Annotated in this window: 13 protein-coding genes; 8 read left to right on the top strand and 5 right to left on the bottom strand. The window is 58.0% G+C overall.

Annotation, left to right across the window (positions count from 1 at the left end; genetic code table 11):
- Positions 1-16: 16 nt before the first annotated feature.
- The 4 genes from ACFIOZ_RS00845 (at position 17) to ACFIOZ_RS00830 (ending at position 3,928) form a co-directional block, all read left to right on the top strand.
- Complete coding sequence (locus ACFIOZ_RS00845; RefSeq protein WP_386081618.1) at positions 17-787, top strand: ABC transporter ATP-binding protein; 771 nt, start codon at positions 17-19, stop codon at positions 785-787.
- A 75-nt stretch (positions 788-862) separates the two neighbouring features.
- A complete protein-coding gene (locus ACFIOZ_RS00840) occupies positions 863-1,582 on the top strand; it encodes an ABC transporter ATP-binding protein (RefSeq protein ID WP_088702061.1) in 720 nt (239 codons plus the stop codon).
- 16 nt (positions 1,583-1,598) lie between these two features.
- Positions 1,599-2,603 carry a branched-chain amino acid ABC transporter permease gene (locus ACFIOZ_RS00835; RefSeq protein ID WP_386081617.1) on the top strand — a complete coding sequence of 335 codons (1,005 nt, stop codon included), beginning with the start codon at positions 1,599-1,601 and terminating at the stop codon, positions 2,601-2,603.
- Entirely contained in the window at positions 2,603-3,928 is a 1,326-nt protein-coding gene (locus ACFIOZ_RS00830; protein ID WP_386081616.1) for a branched-chain amino acid ABC transporter permease, read from the top strand. Before ACFIOZ_RS00835 ends, ACFIOZ_RS00830 begins: the two co-directional genes overlap by 1 nt.
- Before the next feature lie 5 nt (positions 3,929-3,933).
- Here the strand turns inward: ACFIOZ_RS00830 and ACFIOZ_RS00825 are convergent, their stop codons facing one another.
- The 4 genes from ACFIOZ_RS00825 to ACFIOZ_RS00810 all read right to left on the bottom strand — a co-directional run bounded on the left by ACFIOZ_RS00825 (position 3,934) and on the right by ACFIOZ_RS00810 (position 9,020).
- Positions 3,934-5,565, bottom strand: coding sequence for a dihydroxyacetone kinase subunit DhaK (locus ACFIOZ_RS00825; protein ID WP_386081615.1), 1,632 nt, complete (start codon positions 5,563-5,565; stop codon positions 3,934-3,936).
- Between the two features lie 333 nt (positions 5,566-5,898).
- Positions 5,899-7,107 (bottom strand): ABC transporter substrate-binding protein, encoded by a 1,209-nt coding sequence (locus ACFIOZ_RS00820; RefSeq protein WP_386081614.1) that lies wholly within the window; start codon positions 7,105-7,107, stop codon positions 5,899-5,901.
- Positions 7,108-7,249: 142 nt separating this feature from the next.
- Positions 7,250-8,803, bottom strand: coding sequence for a phospholipase D family protein (locus ACFIOZ_RS00815; protein ID WP_386081612.1), 1,554 nt, complete (start codon positions 8,801-8,803; stop codon positions 7,250-7,252).
- Positions 8,784-9,020 carry a hypothetical protein gene (locus ACFIOZ_RS00810; protein WP_386081610.1) on the bottom strand — a complete coding sequence of 79 codons (237 nt, stop codon included), beginning with the start codon at positions 9,018-9,020 and terminating at the stop codon, positions 8,784-8,786. Before ACFIOZ_RS00810 ends, ACFIOZ_RS00815 begins: the two co-directional genes overlap by 20 nt.
- Before the next feature lie 102 nt (positions 9,021-9,122).
- Here ACFIOZ_RS00810 and ACFIOZ_RS00805 point away from each other — a divergent pair, with 102 nt between their 5' ends.
- Positions 9,123-9,926 (top strand): redoxin family protein, encoded by an 804-nt coding sequence (locus tag ACFIOZ_RS00805; RefSeq protein ID WP_386081609.1) that lies wholly within the window; start codon positions 9,123-9,125, stop codon positions 9,924-9,926.
- A 113-nt stretch (positions 9,927-10,039) separates the two neighbouring features.
- On the top strand, positions 10,040-12,985 hold the full coding sequence (gene rapA / locus ACFIOZ_RS00800) for an RNA polymerase-associated protein RapA (RefSeq protein ID WP_386081607.1): 2,946 nt from the start codon (positions 10,040-10,042) through the stop codon (positions 12,983-12,985).
- A gap of 3 nt (positions 12,986-12,988) precedes the next feature.
- Here rapA and ACFIOZ_RS00795 read toward each other — a convergent pair whose 3' ends face one another.
- A complete protein-coding gene (locus tag ACFIOZ_RS00795) occupies positions 12,989-13,891 on the bottom strand; it encodes a TIGR01777 family oxidoreductase (protein ID WP_386081606.1) in 903 nt (300 codons plus the stop codon).
- 248 nt (positions 13,892-14,139) lie between these two features.
- Here ACFIOZ_RS00795 and ACFIOZ_RS00790 point away from each other — a divergent pair, with 248 nt between their 5' ends.
- A complete protein-coding gene (locus ACFIOZ_RS00790) occupies positions 14,140-15,198 on the top strand; it encodes an NAD(P)/FAD-dependent oxidoreductase (RefSeq protein ID WP_386081604.1) in 1,059 nt (352 codons plus the stop codon).
- Between the two features lie 206 nt (positions 15,199-15,404).
- Entirely contained in the window at positions 15,405-16,325 is a 921-nt protein-coding gene (locus ACFIOZ_RS00785; protein WP_386081603.1) for a MerR family transcriptional regulator, read from the top strand.
- Positions 16,326-16,396: the final 71 nt, after the last annotated feature.

The raw sequence follows: 16,396 nt of genomic DNA, 5'->3' as shown, positions 1-16,396 counted from the left end.
ATCGCGTGGAGACACCATGACCCCTCTTATTGATGTACAGCGAGTTAACAAAGCGTTTGGCGGCCTGCAGGTAATTAACGACTGCTCCATTCAGGTGGAGGCAGGCTCCATTACCGGTATGATCGGCCCTAACGGCGCGGGCAAATCTACCCTGTTTAACCTAATTGCCGGCGCTTTAGCCCCGGATAGCGGCCGCGTCCTTCTCAATGGTGAAGACATTACCGCGCTTAGCGCCGACCAGCGTTTTCACAAAGGCCTGCTGCGTACCTTCCAGATTGCCCACGAGTTCAGTCAGATGAGCGCACTGGAGAACCTCATGATGGTGCCACCCCATCAATCGGGAGAAAGCCTTTTCAGCGCTTGGTTAAAGCCGGGCATAGTGCGCCAAGAAGAAGCCGAGGTGCGCCGCCGCGCGCTGGAGGTGATTGATTTCGTCGGCCTGCACCACGTGCGTAATGAGCTAGCGGGCAACTTGTCCGGCGGCCAGAAGAAGCTGCTGGAGCTTGGCCGCACCATGATGACCGACGCCAAGGTGGTGCTCCTTGATGAGATCGCCGCCGGGGTAAACCGCACCCTGTTGGGCGATTTGATCGGCAATATTGAGCGCCTGAACCGCGAGATGGGCTACACCTTTCTGGTCATTGAACACGATATGGAGATGATTGCTCGCCTCTGCGATCCAGTCATTGTGCTGGCCCAGGGCAGCGTGATGGTGGAAGGACATATTAACGATATCCAGAACAACCCTGAGGTCATCGAAGCCTACTTCGGTACCGATGCCGCTTAAGCGTGACACTTTCTCCCATTAGCCAATGACTATAATAATGTCGCTGCAACGCGACCTTGCTGGAATACTTTGCTTATGTCATCAACAACCAGGCCATTAATCGATGCACGCGATGTGCACGGCGGCTATGGCGGCATGAACATCCTCAATGGGGTGAACATGACGCTGGAAGCCGATGAAGTCGGCGTGATCGTCGGCCCTAACGGGGCGGGTAAATCCACTATGCTAAAAGCAGTGTTTGGCCTGCTGCATGTCAATCAGGGTGAAATACTGCTTAACGGCCAACCGATCCAAAACCTACCGCCTAACCAATTAGTGCAGCGCGGCATGGGCTTTGTGCCCCAGGAGAAGAACGTTTTCCCCAGCCTTTCGGTGCAGGAAAACCTCGAGATGGGCGCCTTTTTAAAGCCGCAAAACGTCAAGCGTATGCTCGCTCAGGTGTATGAGTTTTTCCCACCGCTGTATGAAAAGCGCCGCCAGCCCGCCGGCGAGCTCTCCGGGGGGCAGCGCCAGATGGTCGCCATGGGGCGCGCCTTGATGGCCGAGCCCAGCCTGCTATTGCTCGATGAGCCCACCGCGGGGCTCTCGCCGCTTTATATGAATGAAATCTTCGACCGCGTCAAACAGATCAACGCCGCTGGCGTGGGTATTTTGATGGTGGAACAGAACGCCAAACAGGCCCTCGCGATCGCCGATAAAGGCTTTGTGCTGGCCGCTGGCCAAAACCGCTTTACCGACACTGGGGCAGCACTTCTTGCTGACCCGGATGTCGCCAAAAGCTTTTTGGGCGGCTAGCCCCAGGGAGATAGACGTGAACGAACTGGTTTTTTTTATTAATAACGTGGTGATCTCGGGCAGCGTAAGCGGCTCTATTTATGCCATCGGGGCGATTGGGGTAACGCTGATTTTCAGCATTATGCGTTTTGCCCACTTTGCCCACGCCGACATGATGACCTTCGGCGCCTTTATGGTGCTGCTACTGACCACACTTTTCCCGGCAGCGGGCGCCAGCATTGGTGTGCCGACCGCGGTTCTAATGCTGCCGCTGGCAATGCTGCTTACTGCCGCCTTGGCAGTGGGGATCGACAAAACCTTCTATAAGCCGCTGCGTGCCCATGGGGTAAAACCCATCGTGTTAGTGATTGGATCACTGGGGGTCACGTTAATTTTGCAGGGTTTGATTCGCCTGTTTTCCGGTACCGGCGGGCAGAGCCTCTACGTAGATGATCGCAAAGAGATCTTTCGTCTGGCGCTGCCCTTTGAGGGCGCCCGGGCGCCGATTGTGGTGACCGAACCGCAAATTTACCTGTTTGTGATTACCGTCGTCGCCGTGGTGGCGCTGCACCTTTTCCTTAACCGTTCACGATTAGGCAAGGCAATGCGCGCCATGTCGGATAATCCTGAGCTTGCCCAGGCATCGGGGATCAATACCAATACCATTGTGGCGGTCACCTGGATCATTGCGGGTAGCCTGGCCGCCATTGCAGGAACGCTGCTCTCCCTGGATGTCACTTTCAAACCCGACTTAAGCTTCTTCCTGCTACTGCCTATCTTCGCTGCGGCCATTGTGGGCGGCGTTGGCCACCCTTACGGAGCCATTGTCGGTGGCTTTGTGGTCGGTTTTGCCGAAACCTTGGCGGTATTCAACTGGAACGTGCTATTGCGGCCCTTCCGCGACAGCCTGCCCACCTGGCTTGAACTACCCTCAAACCTGGCCTTCGTGGGAACCGAGTACAAAATTGTGGTGCCGTTTTTCATTCTGGTGGCCATTCTGGTGTGGCGCCCCACCGGACTCTTTAAGGGCAAGGTGATCTAATGAGCAACTCAGAAAATACCCGCAACCCTGCCTACACCCCTGAAGACGCCACGCCTACCCGTCGCTTCCCGCTACGCGAGTTCGTACTGTTTGGTGTGCTGCTGGCGGCAATTTTGGTGGTCTATACCATCATGGGCGCCGCCTACAGCACGCGCATGCTGGTAGAGGCCGCCTGCTACGCCATCCTTGCCCTGGGCTTAACCATCCAGTGGGGCTACGCGGGGCAGTTTAATGCCGGGGTAATGGGCTTTGTCGCCCTGGGCGGCTTCTGTGCGATGTTCTTCAGCGTACCGGTCAACGATGCGTTCTGGGGCACCGCGCTACCCGGTGAGTTTGGCCGCGTTCTGCTGTATGGCGCAGCCGCTACTGTATTGATTGTTGGCGCTAGTAAGCTGGATCGGCTGGGCGTACCCAAGCCCTTGCGCACGTTTATCGCGGTGGTGCTGGGTGTCGTGCTTTACCTGGTCGTGATTAGCCAGTTACGCGAGGTCACTGACGCGATTGAAAGCCAGGCAGGTTTTGTCGGTGGGCTAGGGTTACCGCCCTGGATCGGCTGGATTGTCGGTGGCGCGCTAGCGGGTGGCGTTGGCTACTTTATTGGCCATATCTGTTTGGGCTTGCGCAGCGATTACCTGGCCATTGCCACCCTGGGAATTGCCGAGATCATCAAGGCGTTTTTAAAGAACTCTGACTGGCTAACCCGCGGCACCGCCACGGTCTCCCCGCTACCCTGGCCAACCCCGGGGCCTGCCGAGCTGGGCTTTACACTGTCGCGTGCCATCTACCTTTCGTTTACCGCGGTGATCATTGCAGTGATCTTCTTTCTGCTCAATCGTGCCTACAACGCCCCCTGGGGGAGGATGATTCGGGCCATTCGCGATAACGAAGTGTCTGCGGCGGCAATGGGTAAGGACATCAACAAACGGCGCCTGGAGATCTTCGTGCTGGGCTGCATTCTAATGGGCCTGGGCGGCGGTATACTGGGCACGTTCAACAGCCTCTTCGATCCACAAGGCTATCTGCCGCTGAACCATACCTTCCTGGTGCTGGTGATGGTGATTCTCGGCGGGCCTGGCAACAACCTGGGCACCATTTTCGGCGCCGTGGCGGTGTATATCATCTGGATTATGTCCGAGCCGCTGGCACTCTATTTAATGCAGTTAGCCGTAGCCTTCGGCGAAGGCGCGTTCGGTTGGGATGCACCGGGCAATATGGATAGCCGCGCACTGCAGGCAAGGGTGCTGGTGATTGGCTTGCTGATCACCATGGTGCTGCGCTTTGCCCCCAAGGGACTGCTTCCCGAGAAGATCAAAAGCCATAGCTGATCACACTACTTCGCTGGCTGCGCTTCCAGCTCTTCAAACAATCGTGCCACCGCTTCAGCGCCGGGATCAATATGCCCCCGGAGCTGTTCGGCGTTTATATAGGCGGCGCGCCCCGCGTTTGCTTTTACAATGGTAGCGGTATGAGTTGCCCCTTTTCTCGCCGCTCTGGCGGCGGAGGCGGTGCTATCGTCGAGTGCATCTAAAGCGGGTTTTAGGGCATCCACCAGGGTTCTGTCGCCCAACTTCGCACCCCCGATTTGCTGCATCCGGTTGAGCCCCTCCTTCAGCGCAGCGACCCTGGGTAGTCCGCTGGACGCAGCATCTCCTGCCGCGGAGAAGAAAATAGCCAGCAGCACACCAGAGGAGCCCCCCATGGTCTGGCTAAGCGCCTGCCCTATGGCGCGATACAGCTGTGGATGATCGGCCAGAGGCATTCTATTCAGCGCGCTTAACAAGGCCCTGGCGGCTCCAGCGAGGGTTGAGCCGGTATCACCGTCACCTGACTTGGCATCCAGCGCATTCAGATCCGCTTCGGAGTCGATCAGTACCTGGCACCACCTCGTCAGCAAGTTGGCGGTCTGATCATGCCAGGATGGGATAGGTTGAATAGGCCGTAAACCATCGGGAAGCTCTTGTAGGCTGATTGGCTGGATACTCTTGCAGCCAGGCCAGGCCGTGGGGCCACAGGCGGCGGCTAGCAAGGCCTCATCGTCCTGGGTGACCGGATACACCGATACGGAGAACCCCTGCATGTCCAGCGACGTCATCATGGGCGCTGGCCCGACGATGAGTTTCAGGCGGCTGGCAATGGAGGACGTCAGAAGCTCGTTGGCGAGCACCGCCATTTCCAGTGCCGACGCGCCGCCGAGGTTATTCAGCAGGACAGCATGGAGCTGTTTATCCATGACGGTGGCCAGCTTTGCGGCGACGGCAGCCATGGCGTTTTTCGCGCCGTCGTAAGCAATCTGCTCAACACCCGCTTCGCCATGGATGCCAAGCCCTAGCTCCGCCATCCCGGAGGGAATGCGCTGCTCTTTGGGCGAGCCGGGCACGCTACAGGTATCCAGTGACATACCGATACTGTGGGTGTTTGCGATCACTCGCTTAGCGGCATTGGTCAGGGTTTCAAGCTCCGCCCCCTGTTCGGCCAATGCCCCGGCTATCTTATGTACAAAGAGTGTGCCCGCCACACCCCGAGCCTGCGGAAGGTCGGGCAAGGCAATATCGTCGTCGACCACCACCATACTCACTTTATGCCCTAAGGCACGGGCACGCTCGGCGGCCAGCCCGAAATTCAGTCGGTCACCGGTGTAATTCTTGACGATCAGCAAGCAGCCTGCCGATCCGGTAACCGCCAGTATTGCGGCCAGAACCGCATCGACCGAGGGTGAGGCGAAGACGTCACCGCAGACAGCCGCGGTTAGCATGCCCTTGCCGACGAAGCCGGCATGGGCCGGTTCGTGACCAGAACCGCCGCCGGAAACCAACGCCACTCGGGACTTATCCCAGTCGGATCGCACCACCACGCGAATATGAGGATAGCCATCCAGGCGTGTCAACTGGCCACCGGATGCCCTGATAAGACCGTCGATCGCGTCGGTGACTGCATCTTCTTTGTTGTTGATAAATTGCGTCATGCTCTCGTCACCTCTGGTTACTGACGTCATGGGGGCGTCGGCTGGCGAGCTTTTTTTGCTGCACCAAGCATGGCGCAGGCTGGGTGCTCACTCATTGATAAACTCTCAATAGCCAGACTATCTGTCCCTACTCTTTTCAACCTGCCCGCTTGCTGTAACTTGGCCATCGCACGGCCAATAGTGCGTATTGTCTTTCCCTATGGTATCGGCTATTTGCTGGCGAGTAATCGCCAGGTTGAGCTGAATTAACGCCAGAAGGCAACAAGTTGAGCCATACCAAATAAAAAATGCCCGACTTAATAAGCCAGGCATATTTAACGCTAAGGCTGAGAATTAGAGATCAACCTGACCTTTACTGGTAAAGGCGCCGTCTTCTACCGCCATTTCCACTACTACGCCAGGTACGTCGCCGTTTTCATCAAACTCATGAGAGCCAGAGGCGCCTTCATAGTTGATCTCGGTACCTGCCGCAATCAGCTCAACCGCTTTTTCCCACTCGCCAGGCAGAATGACCTCGCCAGGGGCGCTGGAAACGCTGCGCAAGGCTTCTGAAAGTCCTTCACGCTCTGCGCTACCATTCTGCTCAATTGCCAACGCGATCAGGAAAGCGGCATCGTAAGCCTGGGCAGCAAACACAGCGCTGGGGTCTAGATCAGCAGCTTCGGCGGCTTCGATAAAAATATCGGTACCAGGCAGGTCAGGGCTGCCAGGGCGGGTGGCGATCATGCCATCCAATACGTCTGCACCAATGGCATTGATCAGACTATCGCCAACCATACCGTCAGCACCTACGTACTGGGTAAACATACCGCTTTCATAAGCTTGGCGCAGCACGGTCTGGCCCGAGGTGTCGGCATAGGCCAGCACGACGAGAGTATCCACGCCACTGACTGAAAGCGAGCCTAGCTCAGAGCGATAATCCGCGCGGTTATCTTCGTGGGCAAGGTTCTCGGTAATCTCACCGCCGCCAGCTTCAAAAGCGGCGCTGAAGGCATCAGACAGGCCCTGACCATAATCATTGTTGACGTAAGTGACCGCTACAGCATCAATACCTTTATCAAGCAGCAGCTTGGCAAGGATTTCTCCCTGGAAAGCGTCTGACGGTACGGTACGGAAGACAAGATCATTATCGTCCAGCTCCGATACCGCAGGCGCGGTCGAGGCAGGCGATACCATCAACACACCACCGGGAATGGCGGCGTTGTTAGCCGCGGCAATGGTCGCACCAGTACACAGCGCACCGACAATCGCGGTGACATTTTCAGAGTTCACCATACGGTCGGCAGCGTTGGAGGCCGCCGATGCATCGGAACAGGTGGTATCGCCAGATGGCATGACCAAGGTTTGACCGTCTAAAATCCCGCCCTGCTCATTGATCTGCTCAACGGCTAACTGCGCCCCTTCAAAAATAGGTGGCGTTAAACTCTCAATTCCCCCGGTAAAACCGCCCAAGAAGCCAACTTTGACCTCTGCCTGTGCGAACCCGGCCATTGCCAGGGTTGAGGCCGCCACAGCGGTGGCTAATGCGCGCTTATTGATCATGTTATTTGTCGCTCCCAGTGAGATAAGGTTTGTGCATTTTTTTAATGTGCCTCAGCGTTTAATCGTTAAGGCTGCTATTAATCTGGAACTGGAACGGCAAAAACACAAGCATCGGTTTCTAACGCTAGTTTGCAAAAATACACTATAACCAGCGCTCAAGCTTAAGCGTATGGCTTAACCAGGCGTTGAAATGGCGCCAAAATCCCCCGGGTTCAGTGGTTAAAACGTCCATTGCTCCATCGCGCTCCAGGTGCCAGTTAAGCTCACCCTCTGGGGTAAGTTCGATACGGTAACTCAGCGCAGGCTCCTGGCCTACGGCGACCAAATCGTTAAACGCTTGCAAAAGGGTGTCGCTGCGCGCCAGCACACCAATTTCAGTATTCCAGTAGATCGACCGGGGGTCAGCATTGAACGAGCCCACGAACAGTTGATCGTCAAAGCTCAATGCCTTGATATGGAGCGCGGAAGCCGAAGCGCCGGGCACACGCATGTCTTCATCAGGGCCTGCTTCCTGCTCGGGCCGCAGCTCATAAAGAGCGATACCGTGGGCGAGCAGCGTTTCACGCCAGGGCGCGTAAGCGCCATGCACCACAGCAGCGTCAGTGGACTCCAGAGAATTGGTAATAATTTCGACGGCCACTCCCCGGTCAGCAAGTTCGATTAGGTTTTTCACCCCCCACTCGGTGGGTACAAAGTACGCCGAAATAATCACCAGCCGCTCGTTCAGCTCAATGCCCTCGGTTAAATCGCCGAGCAAGGTCTCTCGCCATTCGGGAGTTGCAGATGAAAGCTTGCCGGGGGTATCCCACATCGCAAGGCCTTCGCCCCAGTGCAACGTCTCCCAGGGTAGTGATTCGCGCGGCTGACGGCGCAGTTCGCTGAAGTATTGCGAGTCGGCATTATCGTCTAACCACTCCTCCAGCTCGGTCTTGAGCGTTAGCCAAGCGTTATCCGCTACTTGGTGGTAACGCTCAATAGGCTGAGCCAGGCCGTGGTTCCAGTACATATCAAAGCTACGCGAAAGCTCGGGCACTACTTCGCCAATGGTCGTAAAGTCCAAATCGGCAAAGTTGCGCGAGTCGTTGGCATCGAAATACTCATCACCCAGATTGCGCCCGCCCACAATGGCGACACTGTTATCGGCTACCCACAGTTTGTTATGCATACGACGGTGCTGCTTAGCAGGGTTGACCACCGAGGCCAAGACGCGTGTAGTCATATGCCCACGGCCCACCGCTAGCGGGTTATAAACCCGCACATGGATACTCGGGTGGCTCGCCAATGCTGCCAAACGATCACCTTGGCCAACAGCGCCGAAGTCATCGACCAGCAGGCGCACCCGAACACCCTCCTCGGCGGCATTCAGCAGCTGAGACAGGATGAGACGTGTCGTTTGTCCCTCGCCCAGTAAGTAGGTTTGGATATTCAGTTCTCGCTGGGCTTGGCGAATCAGCCCCACCCGAGCCGCAAAGGCTTCCTGCCCATTGGCCAGCAGCGCAAAACCATCGGGTTCTGTCTGCTCCGCTAACGCCTGATAAGCCTGTTCACCCAGCCAAGTATTGCGTCCCTCATCCAAGGCAAGGGTGGTATGGTGTTCACGCGTCACCGCATGAGTACACCCGGCCAGTACGCTGCACAGTACCAGTACGCTCAACCATTGAGTCCAACGGCAAGCATTAGTCATTGTCGTTGTCATCAAGACGTTCAGCCCAGCGTTTGCGGGCTAAGTTGCGTCGATAAAGACGCACGAGGGCGATGGTTAATGCAGTCGCGACCATCGCCGCAAGCACCACGCCCTGCCAGGGGCGTGCGCCGTCCCCCATGACCGTTTCCAGGGTAATAATCAGTATTAAGCCAATCGCTTGGGAGCCGATCGCTAGCGCGCGCAGCTTATCGAAAGCGGGTGGGGGCATAACGTCTCCGTAATTTTCAGCTCGCGTGATATGGTCTCCCAGTGTACCTGCTTCACGGCTTGCTTAAGTGTAAACTTGAATTAAAAACTGAACTGGAAATCCATGAATGCCATCGCCCTCGGCCCGCTACTGATTTCGCTACCACGCCTTTACGCCCTTGGCTGCGCGCTGCTACTGCTACTCTGCGCGCGGCTTTTATTAGGGCTGCCCCGCCCGGCTCAACAGCGCTGGTTTACCGGGCTTATTATTGTTTGGCTGGTCGGTGCGCGGGTGGGCCATATTCTGCTCAACCTGGAGAGCTATAGCACCGTCCCGCTGGAAGCACTCAAGGTCTGGCAACCCGGCTACCAGGGCCTATGGGGAATGGCCGCTGGCTTGGTATGGACGGCCTGGACGCTGCGCGCGCGGCTATTGGCCATGGGCGGCGCTATGGCCATGCTGGTCGCCGCCTCCAGCCTGTGGCTGGTGCTGGTCACTCTGGCCCCACTGGGCAATGACTTTGCGGTTGACGCCCTACCGGAGGTCACCCTTGAGGATATAGAGGGGAATCAAGTGCCTCTGGCGTCGCTGAGCGAAGAGGCTGACCTGATTATCGTCAACCTATGGGCCACCTGGTGCCCACCCTGCCTGCGTGAAATGCCGTTGCTTGAAGAGGCCGCACAGCGCGACGGCGTCAGCGTGGTAGTCGCCAACCAGGGTGAAGACCTGCTACCCATGGTGCGCTATTTGGATGAGCAGCAGCTTGAGTTCCGTTATGCCCTGCGCGACCCCAGCCAGCAGCTGATGGCGCTTTTCCAGGCACCGGGATTGCCCACCACCGTGCTGTTTGACGGTCAGGGCAATACCCTGGATGTCCATGTGGGCGAACTTACCCGCGCTCATCTGGATCGCTGGTTACAAGATTGATGCCGATACACCTTAATCCCCTCGCTGCTTTGCGTTAGAATCCCCCGCCCTGTTGCCGCCGGTGCTCACGACCGGTGGCATACGACCCGTTTTGCAGACTCCCCCGAGGCATCATGAGCGATTTTTCTCCCGGCCAACGCTGGATTAGCGACGGCGAAGCTGAGCTTGGGCTCGGCACCGTGCTTAACTGCGACGCCCGTAGCGTTACCATTTTGTTCAGTGCCAGTCAGGAAACCCGTACCTACAACACCCGCCAGGCCCCGCTCACCCGCGTTATGTTCGGCAGCGGCGACCGCGTCATCTCAGCCGACGGCTGGCAAATCGTCGTCGATGACAGCAAAGAGTCAAACGGCCTGATCACCTATATCGGTGAAGACAAACAAGGCAATCTGCGTGAACTGCCCGAAGCCAAACTCGCCGATACCATGCAGTTCGATCAGGCTCGCGACCGCTTGCTGACCGGCCAGGTCGATCGCAACGACTGGTTTGATTTGCGCTTTCGCACCCTGCACCACTACCAGCGTATTGAGCAGCACAGCGCGTTGGGCTTCTCCGGGCCGCGTATCGACCTGATTCCCCATCAGCTCTACATTGCCAACGAAGTCGCTAATCGCCACGCCCCACGCGTGCTGCTAGCAGATGAAGTCGGCTTGGGTAAAACCATCGAAGCCGGGCTGATTCTCCACCGCCTGCTGCTCAATGGCCGCGTTGAGCGGGCGCTGATTCTGGTACCCGACAGCCTCACCCACCAGTGGCTGGTCGAGCTGCTGCGGCGCTTCTCGCTTAACGTCACGCTGTTAGATGAAACCCAAAGCCAGGCCCATGGCAGTTACAACCCCTTTGAGAGCGCCCAATTGGTGCTCGCGAGCCAGGGCTGGCTATTTGCCAACCCCCAGCGTCAGGAGCAGGCGCTGGCCAGTCAATTCGACCTGCTGATTGTTGACGAAGCGCACCACCTCGACTGGAGTGAAGAGGGCAGTGGCCCTGGCTACCGGTGTGTCGAACAGCTGTCGGCGGCGATTCCCGGCCTGCTGCTGCTTACCGCGACCCCCGAACAGATGGGCATCAAGAGCCACTTTGCCCGCCTTCGGTTGCTGGATAGCGAGCGCTATCACGACCTTGAGCGGTTCAAAGCTGAAGAGAGCCACTACACCGAAGTGGCCCGCGCCATTGATGCGCTGGAGGCCCTACCGGACGAGCCCAGCGCTCGCGCCCACGTCTCCGCGGTGGCCGATGACCGCGACAGCCAGGCGCTGCTGGCCACGCTATGCAACGAGGAAGCGAGTAAAGAGCAGCAGGATACTGCCCGCGCCCAGCTAAGCGAAGCACTGCTGGATCGCCACGGCACAGGCCGGGTAATGTTCCGCAACAGCCGCCGCCACGTGGGGGGCTTCCCCGAGCGGCGTTTAAATTTAGCCCCGCTGGCGCTACCTTCGGCCTACCGTCGCGTTGTACGCCGTCTTGAGCGCGACGATGATTATCTTGACGAGCTGTTGATCGAGACAGGTATGGATCACCCCGACGTGCTGATCTATCCCGATGCGGCCTACCGTGAGCTTAAAGATGACCCGCTCAACGGCGAAGAGTGGTGGCACATCGACCCACGGGTTAACTGGCTGCTGGAAAAGCTCAGCGACGACAGCGAGAGCGGCTTCGCCAACGAAAAAGTCCTGGTGATTGCCCATCATCGTGAAACCGCCGAAGGCCTGGCCGAAGGGCTACGAGTGCTGGGCGGCTATCATGCGCCGGTGTTCCACGAAGACCTCTCCCTGATCGAGCGTGACCGCGCGGCGGCAGCCTTTGCCGATGAGGACGAAGGCGTACAGGTACTGGTCTGCTCGGAAATTGGCTCTGAAGGGCGCAACTTCCAGTTCTGCCGCCACCTGGTGATGTTCGATATGCCCCAGCATCCGGATCAGCTCGAACAGCGAATTGGCCGCCTGGATCGCATCGGCCAACGCCACGCCATTGAGCTGCATATTCCTACCTTTGAAGGTAGCCCCGGCGAGCGCCTGCTGCGCTGGTACCACGAAGGTATGGATGCGTTCAGCGCGCCCCACGGGGTCGGCAACGACCTGTTTGATGCCTTTGGTGACGCCCTGGCTGACGCCCTGCTGGATGATGAGGCGCTTGACGAGATCATCGCCGAAACCCGTACCCTGTTTAACGCCAAACTGGCGGAGCACGATGCGGGCCGCAACCGGCTGCTTGAGCTCAATGCCTGCCGCCCCGCCCGTGCTCAGCAGGTCATCGACGCGGTGCGTGAGCTTGATGATGACACAGCCCTGCCGCGCTATCTTGAGCGAGCGCTGGATATTTTCGGTGTGGATAGCCAGGAGGTCGGCAAGGGCTTAATGCACCTCCAGCCCAGCCAACATATGCTCGACGGCCTGCCCGGGCTGGTCAAAGGCGAAGAGGGCTTTACCGCCACCTACAGCCGCGCCCAGGCGCTGGCCCGTGACGATGTTCAGCGGCTCTCCTGGGAGCACCCGCTGCTGCGCGAAATGATGGGCCGCGTGCTGGATGGCACCATGGGCAACTCGGCGCTCGCCCTGCTGCGCCACGACGCCATTCCCAGCGGCCGATTGATGGCCGAGCTGGTGTTCCGCACCCACTGCCCGGCGCCCAAGAAGCTGCACCTTAACCGCTTTTTGCCGCCCACCGCGGTGCGCCTGTTGCTGGATGAATCGGGCGCCAACCTGACCAGCAAGATCTCCTTCACCGGTTTGGGCAAAAACCTCCAGAAGGTTAACAAGTCGCTGGCCCGGGACTTAATCAAAAGTCGCCACGACCAGCTGCGTGAACTGCTAACCCAGGGTGAAGGCGAAGCCGAGCGCCAGCTGCCCAGCATTGTCGAAAACGCCGAAGCGCGCATGCGCGCCCAGCTGGATGCCGAGATTGCCCGCTTAACGGCACTTGCCGAGCACAACCCGGCGGTACGCAGCGCCGAAATCGACGCGCTGAAAAGCGAACGACAGGCGCTTAGTGAAGCGATTGAGAACACCCGCCTGCGGCTTGACTCAGTACGGGTGATTATCACCGTTGATGCTGACCGCTAAGCGCTAAAGAATCGCCTCAAGCGCCTTGTCGAGGGTGGGGTATTGAAAGCTGAATCCCATCTCTTCCAAGCGTGCGGGGCGCATATCGGCCCCGGTCAGCAGCAGCCGCGACATTTCGCCAAAGCCCGCTTTCAGTACAAAAGCAGGTACTGGGAAAATGGCCGGGCGATTGAGGTGGCTGGCCAAGGTTTTAGTAAAGGTGGCATTGGTCACCGGGTGCGGGGCGCTGCCATTGAAAGCGCCGCTCATCCCCTGCTGATCGATAAGAAACAGGATCGCCGCGACCAAGTCGTCGCGATGAATCCACGGCATAAACTGCTCGCCACTGCCAAAGCGTCCCCCTAACCCCAGCTTAAATGGCGGCAGCATCTTCTCCAGGCTGCCACCACCCGCTTCCAGCACCAACCCAATGCGCACGATTGCCAGCCGTACGCCCATGGCCTCAATAGGTTTGGCAGCGGTCTCCCACTGCTTGCACAGCCGATGAGCAAACTCATCGTTGGGCATGGTCTCCTCCGTCACCACGCGCTTGCCTTGGGCCCCGTAGTAACCCATCGCTGAACCCGACACCATCACCTTCGGCAGCGGTTGGCCGTTAGCTTTCAACTGCTCGCAAAGCGCCACCAGCTGTTCAGTTGCCGCTACCCGGGAGTTAATCAGCTTAGCTTTCTGCTCATCGCTCCAGCGCTTGGCGGCAATCGGCTCACCGGCCAGGTTAACCAAAGCGTCCGGTGGCGACTCAATAAACGCCTGGGCACTATCGCGAATATCGCAATTGCTCGGCAAACGATCCCGCACCTGATGAGGCGAGCGGGAGACCACCTGCACCTCATGGCCCTGTTCAACTAGCTGTCGGCATAGTCGCTGGCCGACAAAGCCGCTGCCTCCGGTGATTAATACGCGCATGGGGTTTGCTCCTGTTGGGTGACATCGTGGCATGCCTTCATGGCGGCACTGTTTATAGCTGCTAAATCACTGCGCTTTATAGCTACTCCCTTATAACTGCTCTCTTTATAACGGTTTATAGTTGCATGTTTGAAGAAGAGGAAGATTAGATAAGAAAACAGCGACTAAATTGTACGATATTTATACAATACTGCTACAATGCGCCTCAATAAAGATTAATTCGACCTTTTTTCACGTTGCGAGTGCTCATGACCAAACCGCTACCGCCGCTTCCTGCCCCCCACTCGGTTGCTATCATCGGCGCGGGCATTGCGGGTCTCGCCTGCGGGCAGGTACTGGCCAGTAGCGGCGCCAGCGTAACGCTCTTTGATAAAGCCCGCGGCCCCGGTGGGCGTATGTCTAGTAAACGCAGACCTGGCGCGGCAGTTGACTTGGGCGCTCAGGCATTTAGTGTGCGCGACGCAGCATTTCAACACGCCGTCGATGAGTGGCTTGCGGCTGGCTGCATAGCCGCCTGGCCCACATGTACCTATCAGGCTAGTTCACGGGGCTGGCAGGTGCACGATGATGGCCAAAAACGCTACACCGGTGCGCCCAGAATGAGCGCTTTGACGCGGCATATGGCTGATTCGCTAACGGCCATGCCCAATGCCGAGCTGCATACCGGCACTCCCATCGTAGCGCTTGAGCACTCGCCCAACGGCTGGCTGCTATTAGCTGCTGATGAGACTCGCCACGGGTCTTATGACCAGATCGTGATTAGCGCTCCGCCTCCCCAAGCCCATTCGCTGGTCAAACCCTGGGACGACGCTTTGGCAGCAGTCTGTACCATCCGAGAGCAGCGAGCCTGTTGGGCGGGATGGGCGATGTTTGACGGGCCGCTTCCCACCCTACCCGGTGTTACTCCAGGCTGGCAGATGGCGCGGCTAGACCATCCAATGCTTAATATAGTATCCCGCAATCAAACGAAACCGGGCCGAGAAACACAGCCCGAGAGCGTTAGTCTGCTAGCGCAACTCGATTGGAGCGAAGCCCAATTAGAACAGCCCGCCGAGTGGGTGGTCGAACAACTACTCACTGCTTTCAAGCGTATTTTCCCCCCTGCAGCCACGCTCCCCAAGCTAATAGACAAGGGCGCGCATCGTTGGCGCTACGCTCAGCCATCAACCCATTGCGAGTATGATTACTTATACAGTGTGAATGGCTTGGCCCTGTGCGGCGACAGTTTTCGCGGTGGCCGTATCGAGGATGCCTGGCTATCCGGCCATCGCTTGGGAGAGGCACTATTAGGCCGGTCGGTTCAATAAGAACGAAACTTAAATGATTAAGAAGGATTCTTATAAAGGTTGTACCGGGTAGCGACAAGTTGTACAAATGGGCATACAGTATCGTGCTAATGTTTAGTTCTTAAATCAGGCAATCTTTAAATGGAACATGAATCACCTTCGCCGCGGCGAGCAATGACATACCCCTGCAGCACCTTGCTGCAGATAACGAAGAGGTACTGGCGCCCATGAGTCTTAAGGCGACCCACCCACCCGATACGCCACTCTATCCAATACGCGAGGTTTCTCGCTTAACAGGGGTGAATTCGGTCACGCTACGCGCCTGGGAGCGACGCTACGGACTCATTCGACCTCAGCGCACGCCGAAAGGCCATCGCCTTTACGCCCAGGACGACATCACCCGCATCGAACGCATTCTGCAGTGGCTCAATCGTGGTGTGCCGGTCAGTCAAGTCGCCGACTTGCTTGACCAGCCAGAGACAATTGAGACGCCGACGCCGGATGCCGGTGACTGGGCAAGCCAGCGCCAGCAGCTGCAAGCGATCATCGAAGCGTTGGATCTTGCCAAGCTGGAAGCGTTTTACCATCAGAGCTTGGCGCTCTATCCGTTAAGCGTGACCATTAATGAACTCTGGCAACCGGTCATCTTGACCTTAGAGGCCAAGTGGGCCGTCCAAGCGGATCAGTTAGTTCGCCGCACCTTGGAAGCGTTTTTGCGCAGCCAAGTAGGCATACGCTTGCACTATGCCAATCAGGCCACCCGTGGGCCGCTGATTCTGCTCAACGCCATGCCCGACGACCCCGGCCCGCTGTGGGTGCTAATGTCGGCGCTAATGGCCAGCGAACAGGGCTACCGGGTGCAGATGCTTGACCACTCACTGCCGCTGGAGGATCTCCCCCAGGCAGTGGCGCGGCTGCATTCGTCCATGGTGCTGCTCTCTAGTGGCCAGCGGGAGAGCGATAGCTACATAAATCAGGCGCTGCCTAAAGCGGCTGAAGCGCTGAACGTACCTATCGGCGTATGCGGCGAAGTGGCCCGTCTGCGTGAAAACGATTTGCGCGATGGGCCGGTTCACATGCTGGGCGATGACCTGCCCCAGGCGATTGCCCGCTTGCGCCCGCTATTGCGCGAGTCTGGCGTACTCTAACCAGCGCGCTTTTATCCTGGCCGTTCGCCCTCCGGTGACCGGCCATTTTTTTGTGCCGCAGGAGCCCCTAG

The sequence above is a fragment of the Vreelandella sp. F11 genome (assembly GCF_042466685.1).
Taxonomy (GTDB): Bacteria; Pseudomonadota; Gammaproteobacteria; order Pseudomonadales; family Halomonadaceae; genus Vreelandella.
Note: the sequence above shows the minus strand (reverse complement) of the source record. Positions and strands in the feature narration are given on the sequence as shown.

Bases quoted from the DNA above. Each gene is read 5' to 3' on its own strand.
- ACFIOZ_RS00845 (WP_386081618.1), top strand. From the start codon at position 17: ATGACCCCTCTTATTGATGTACAGCGAGTTAACAAAGCGTTTGGCGGC.
- ACFIOZ_RS00840 (WP_088702061.1), top strand. From the start codon at position 863: ATGTCATCAACAACCAGGCCATTAATCGATGCACGCGATGTGCACGGC.
- ACFIOZ_RS00830 (WP_386081616.1), top strand. From the start codon at position 2,603: ATGAGCAACTCAGAAAATACCCGCAACCCTGCCTACACCCCTGAAGAC.
- ACFIOZ_RS00825 (WP_386081615.1), bottom strand. From the start codon at position 5,565: ATGACGCAATTTATCAACAACAAAGAAGATGCAGTCACCGACGCGATC.
- ACFIOZ_RS00820 (WP_386081614.1), bottom strand. From the start codon at position 7,107: ATGATCAATAAGCGCGCATTAGCCACCGCTGTGGCGGCCTCAACCCTG.
- ACFIOZ_RS00815 (WP_386081612.1), bottom strand. From the start codon at position 8,803: ATGACAACGACAATGACTAATGCTTGCCGTTGGACTCAATGGTTGAGC.
- ACFIOZ_RS00810 (WP_386081610.1), bottom strand. From the start codon at position 9,020: ATGCCCCCACCCGCTTTCGATAAGCTGCGCGCGCTAGCGATCGGCTCC.
- ACFIOZ_RS00805 (WP_386081609.1), top strand. From the start codon at position 9,123: ATGAATGCCATCGCCCTCGGCCCGCTACTGATTTCGCTACCACGCCTT.
- rapA (WP_386081607.1), top strand. From the start codon at position 10,040: ATGAGCGATTTTTCTCCCGGCCAACGCTGGATTAGCGACGGCGAAGCT.
- ACFIOZ_RS00795 (WP_386081606.1), bottom strand. From the start codon at position 13,891: ATGCGCGTATTAATCACCGGAGGCAGCGGCTTTGTCGGCCAGCGACTA.
- ACFIOZ_RS00790 (WP_386081604.1), top strand. From the start codon at position 14,140: ATGACCAAACCGCTACCGCCGCTTCCTGCCCCCCACTCGGTTGCTATC.
- ACFIOZ_RS00785 (WP_386081603.1), top strand. From the start codon at position 15,405: ATGAGTCTTAAGGCGACCCACCCACCCGATACGCCACTCTATCCAATA.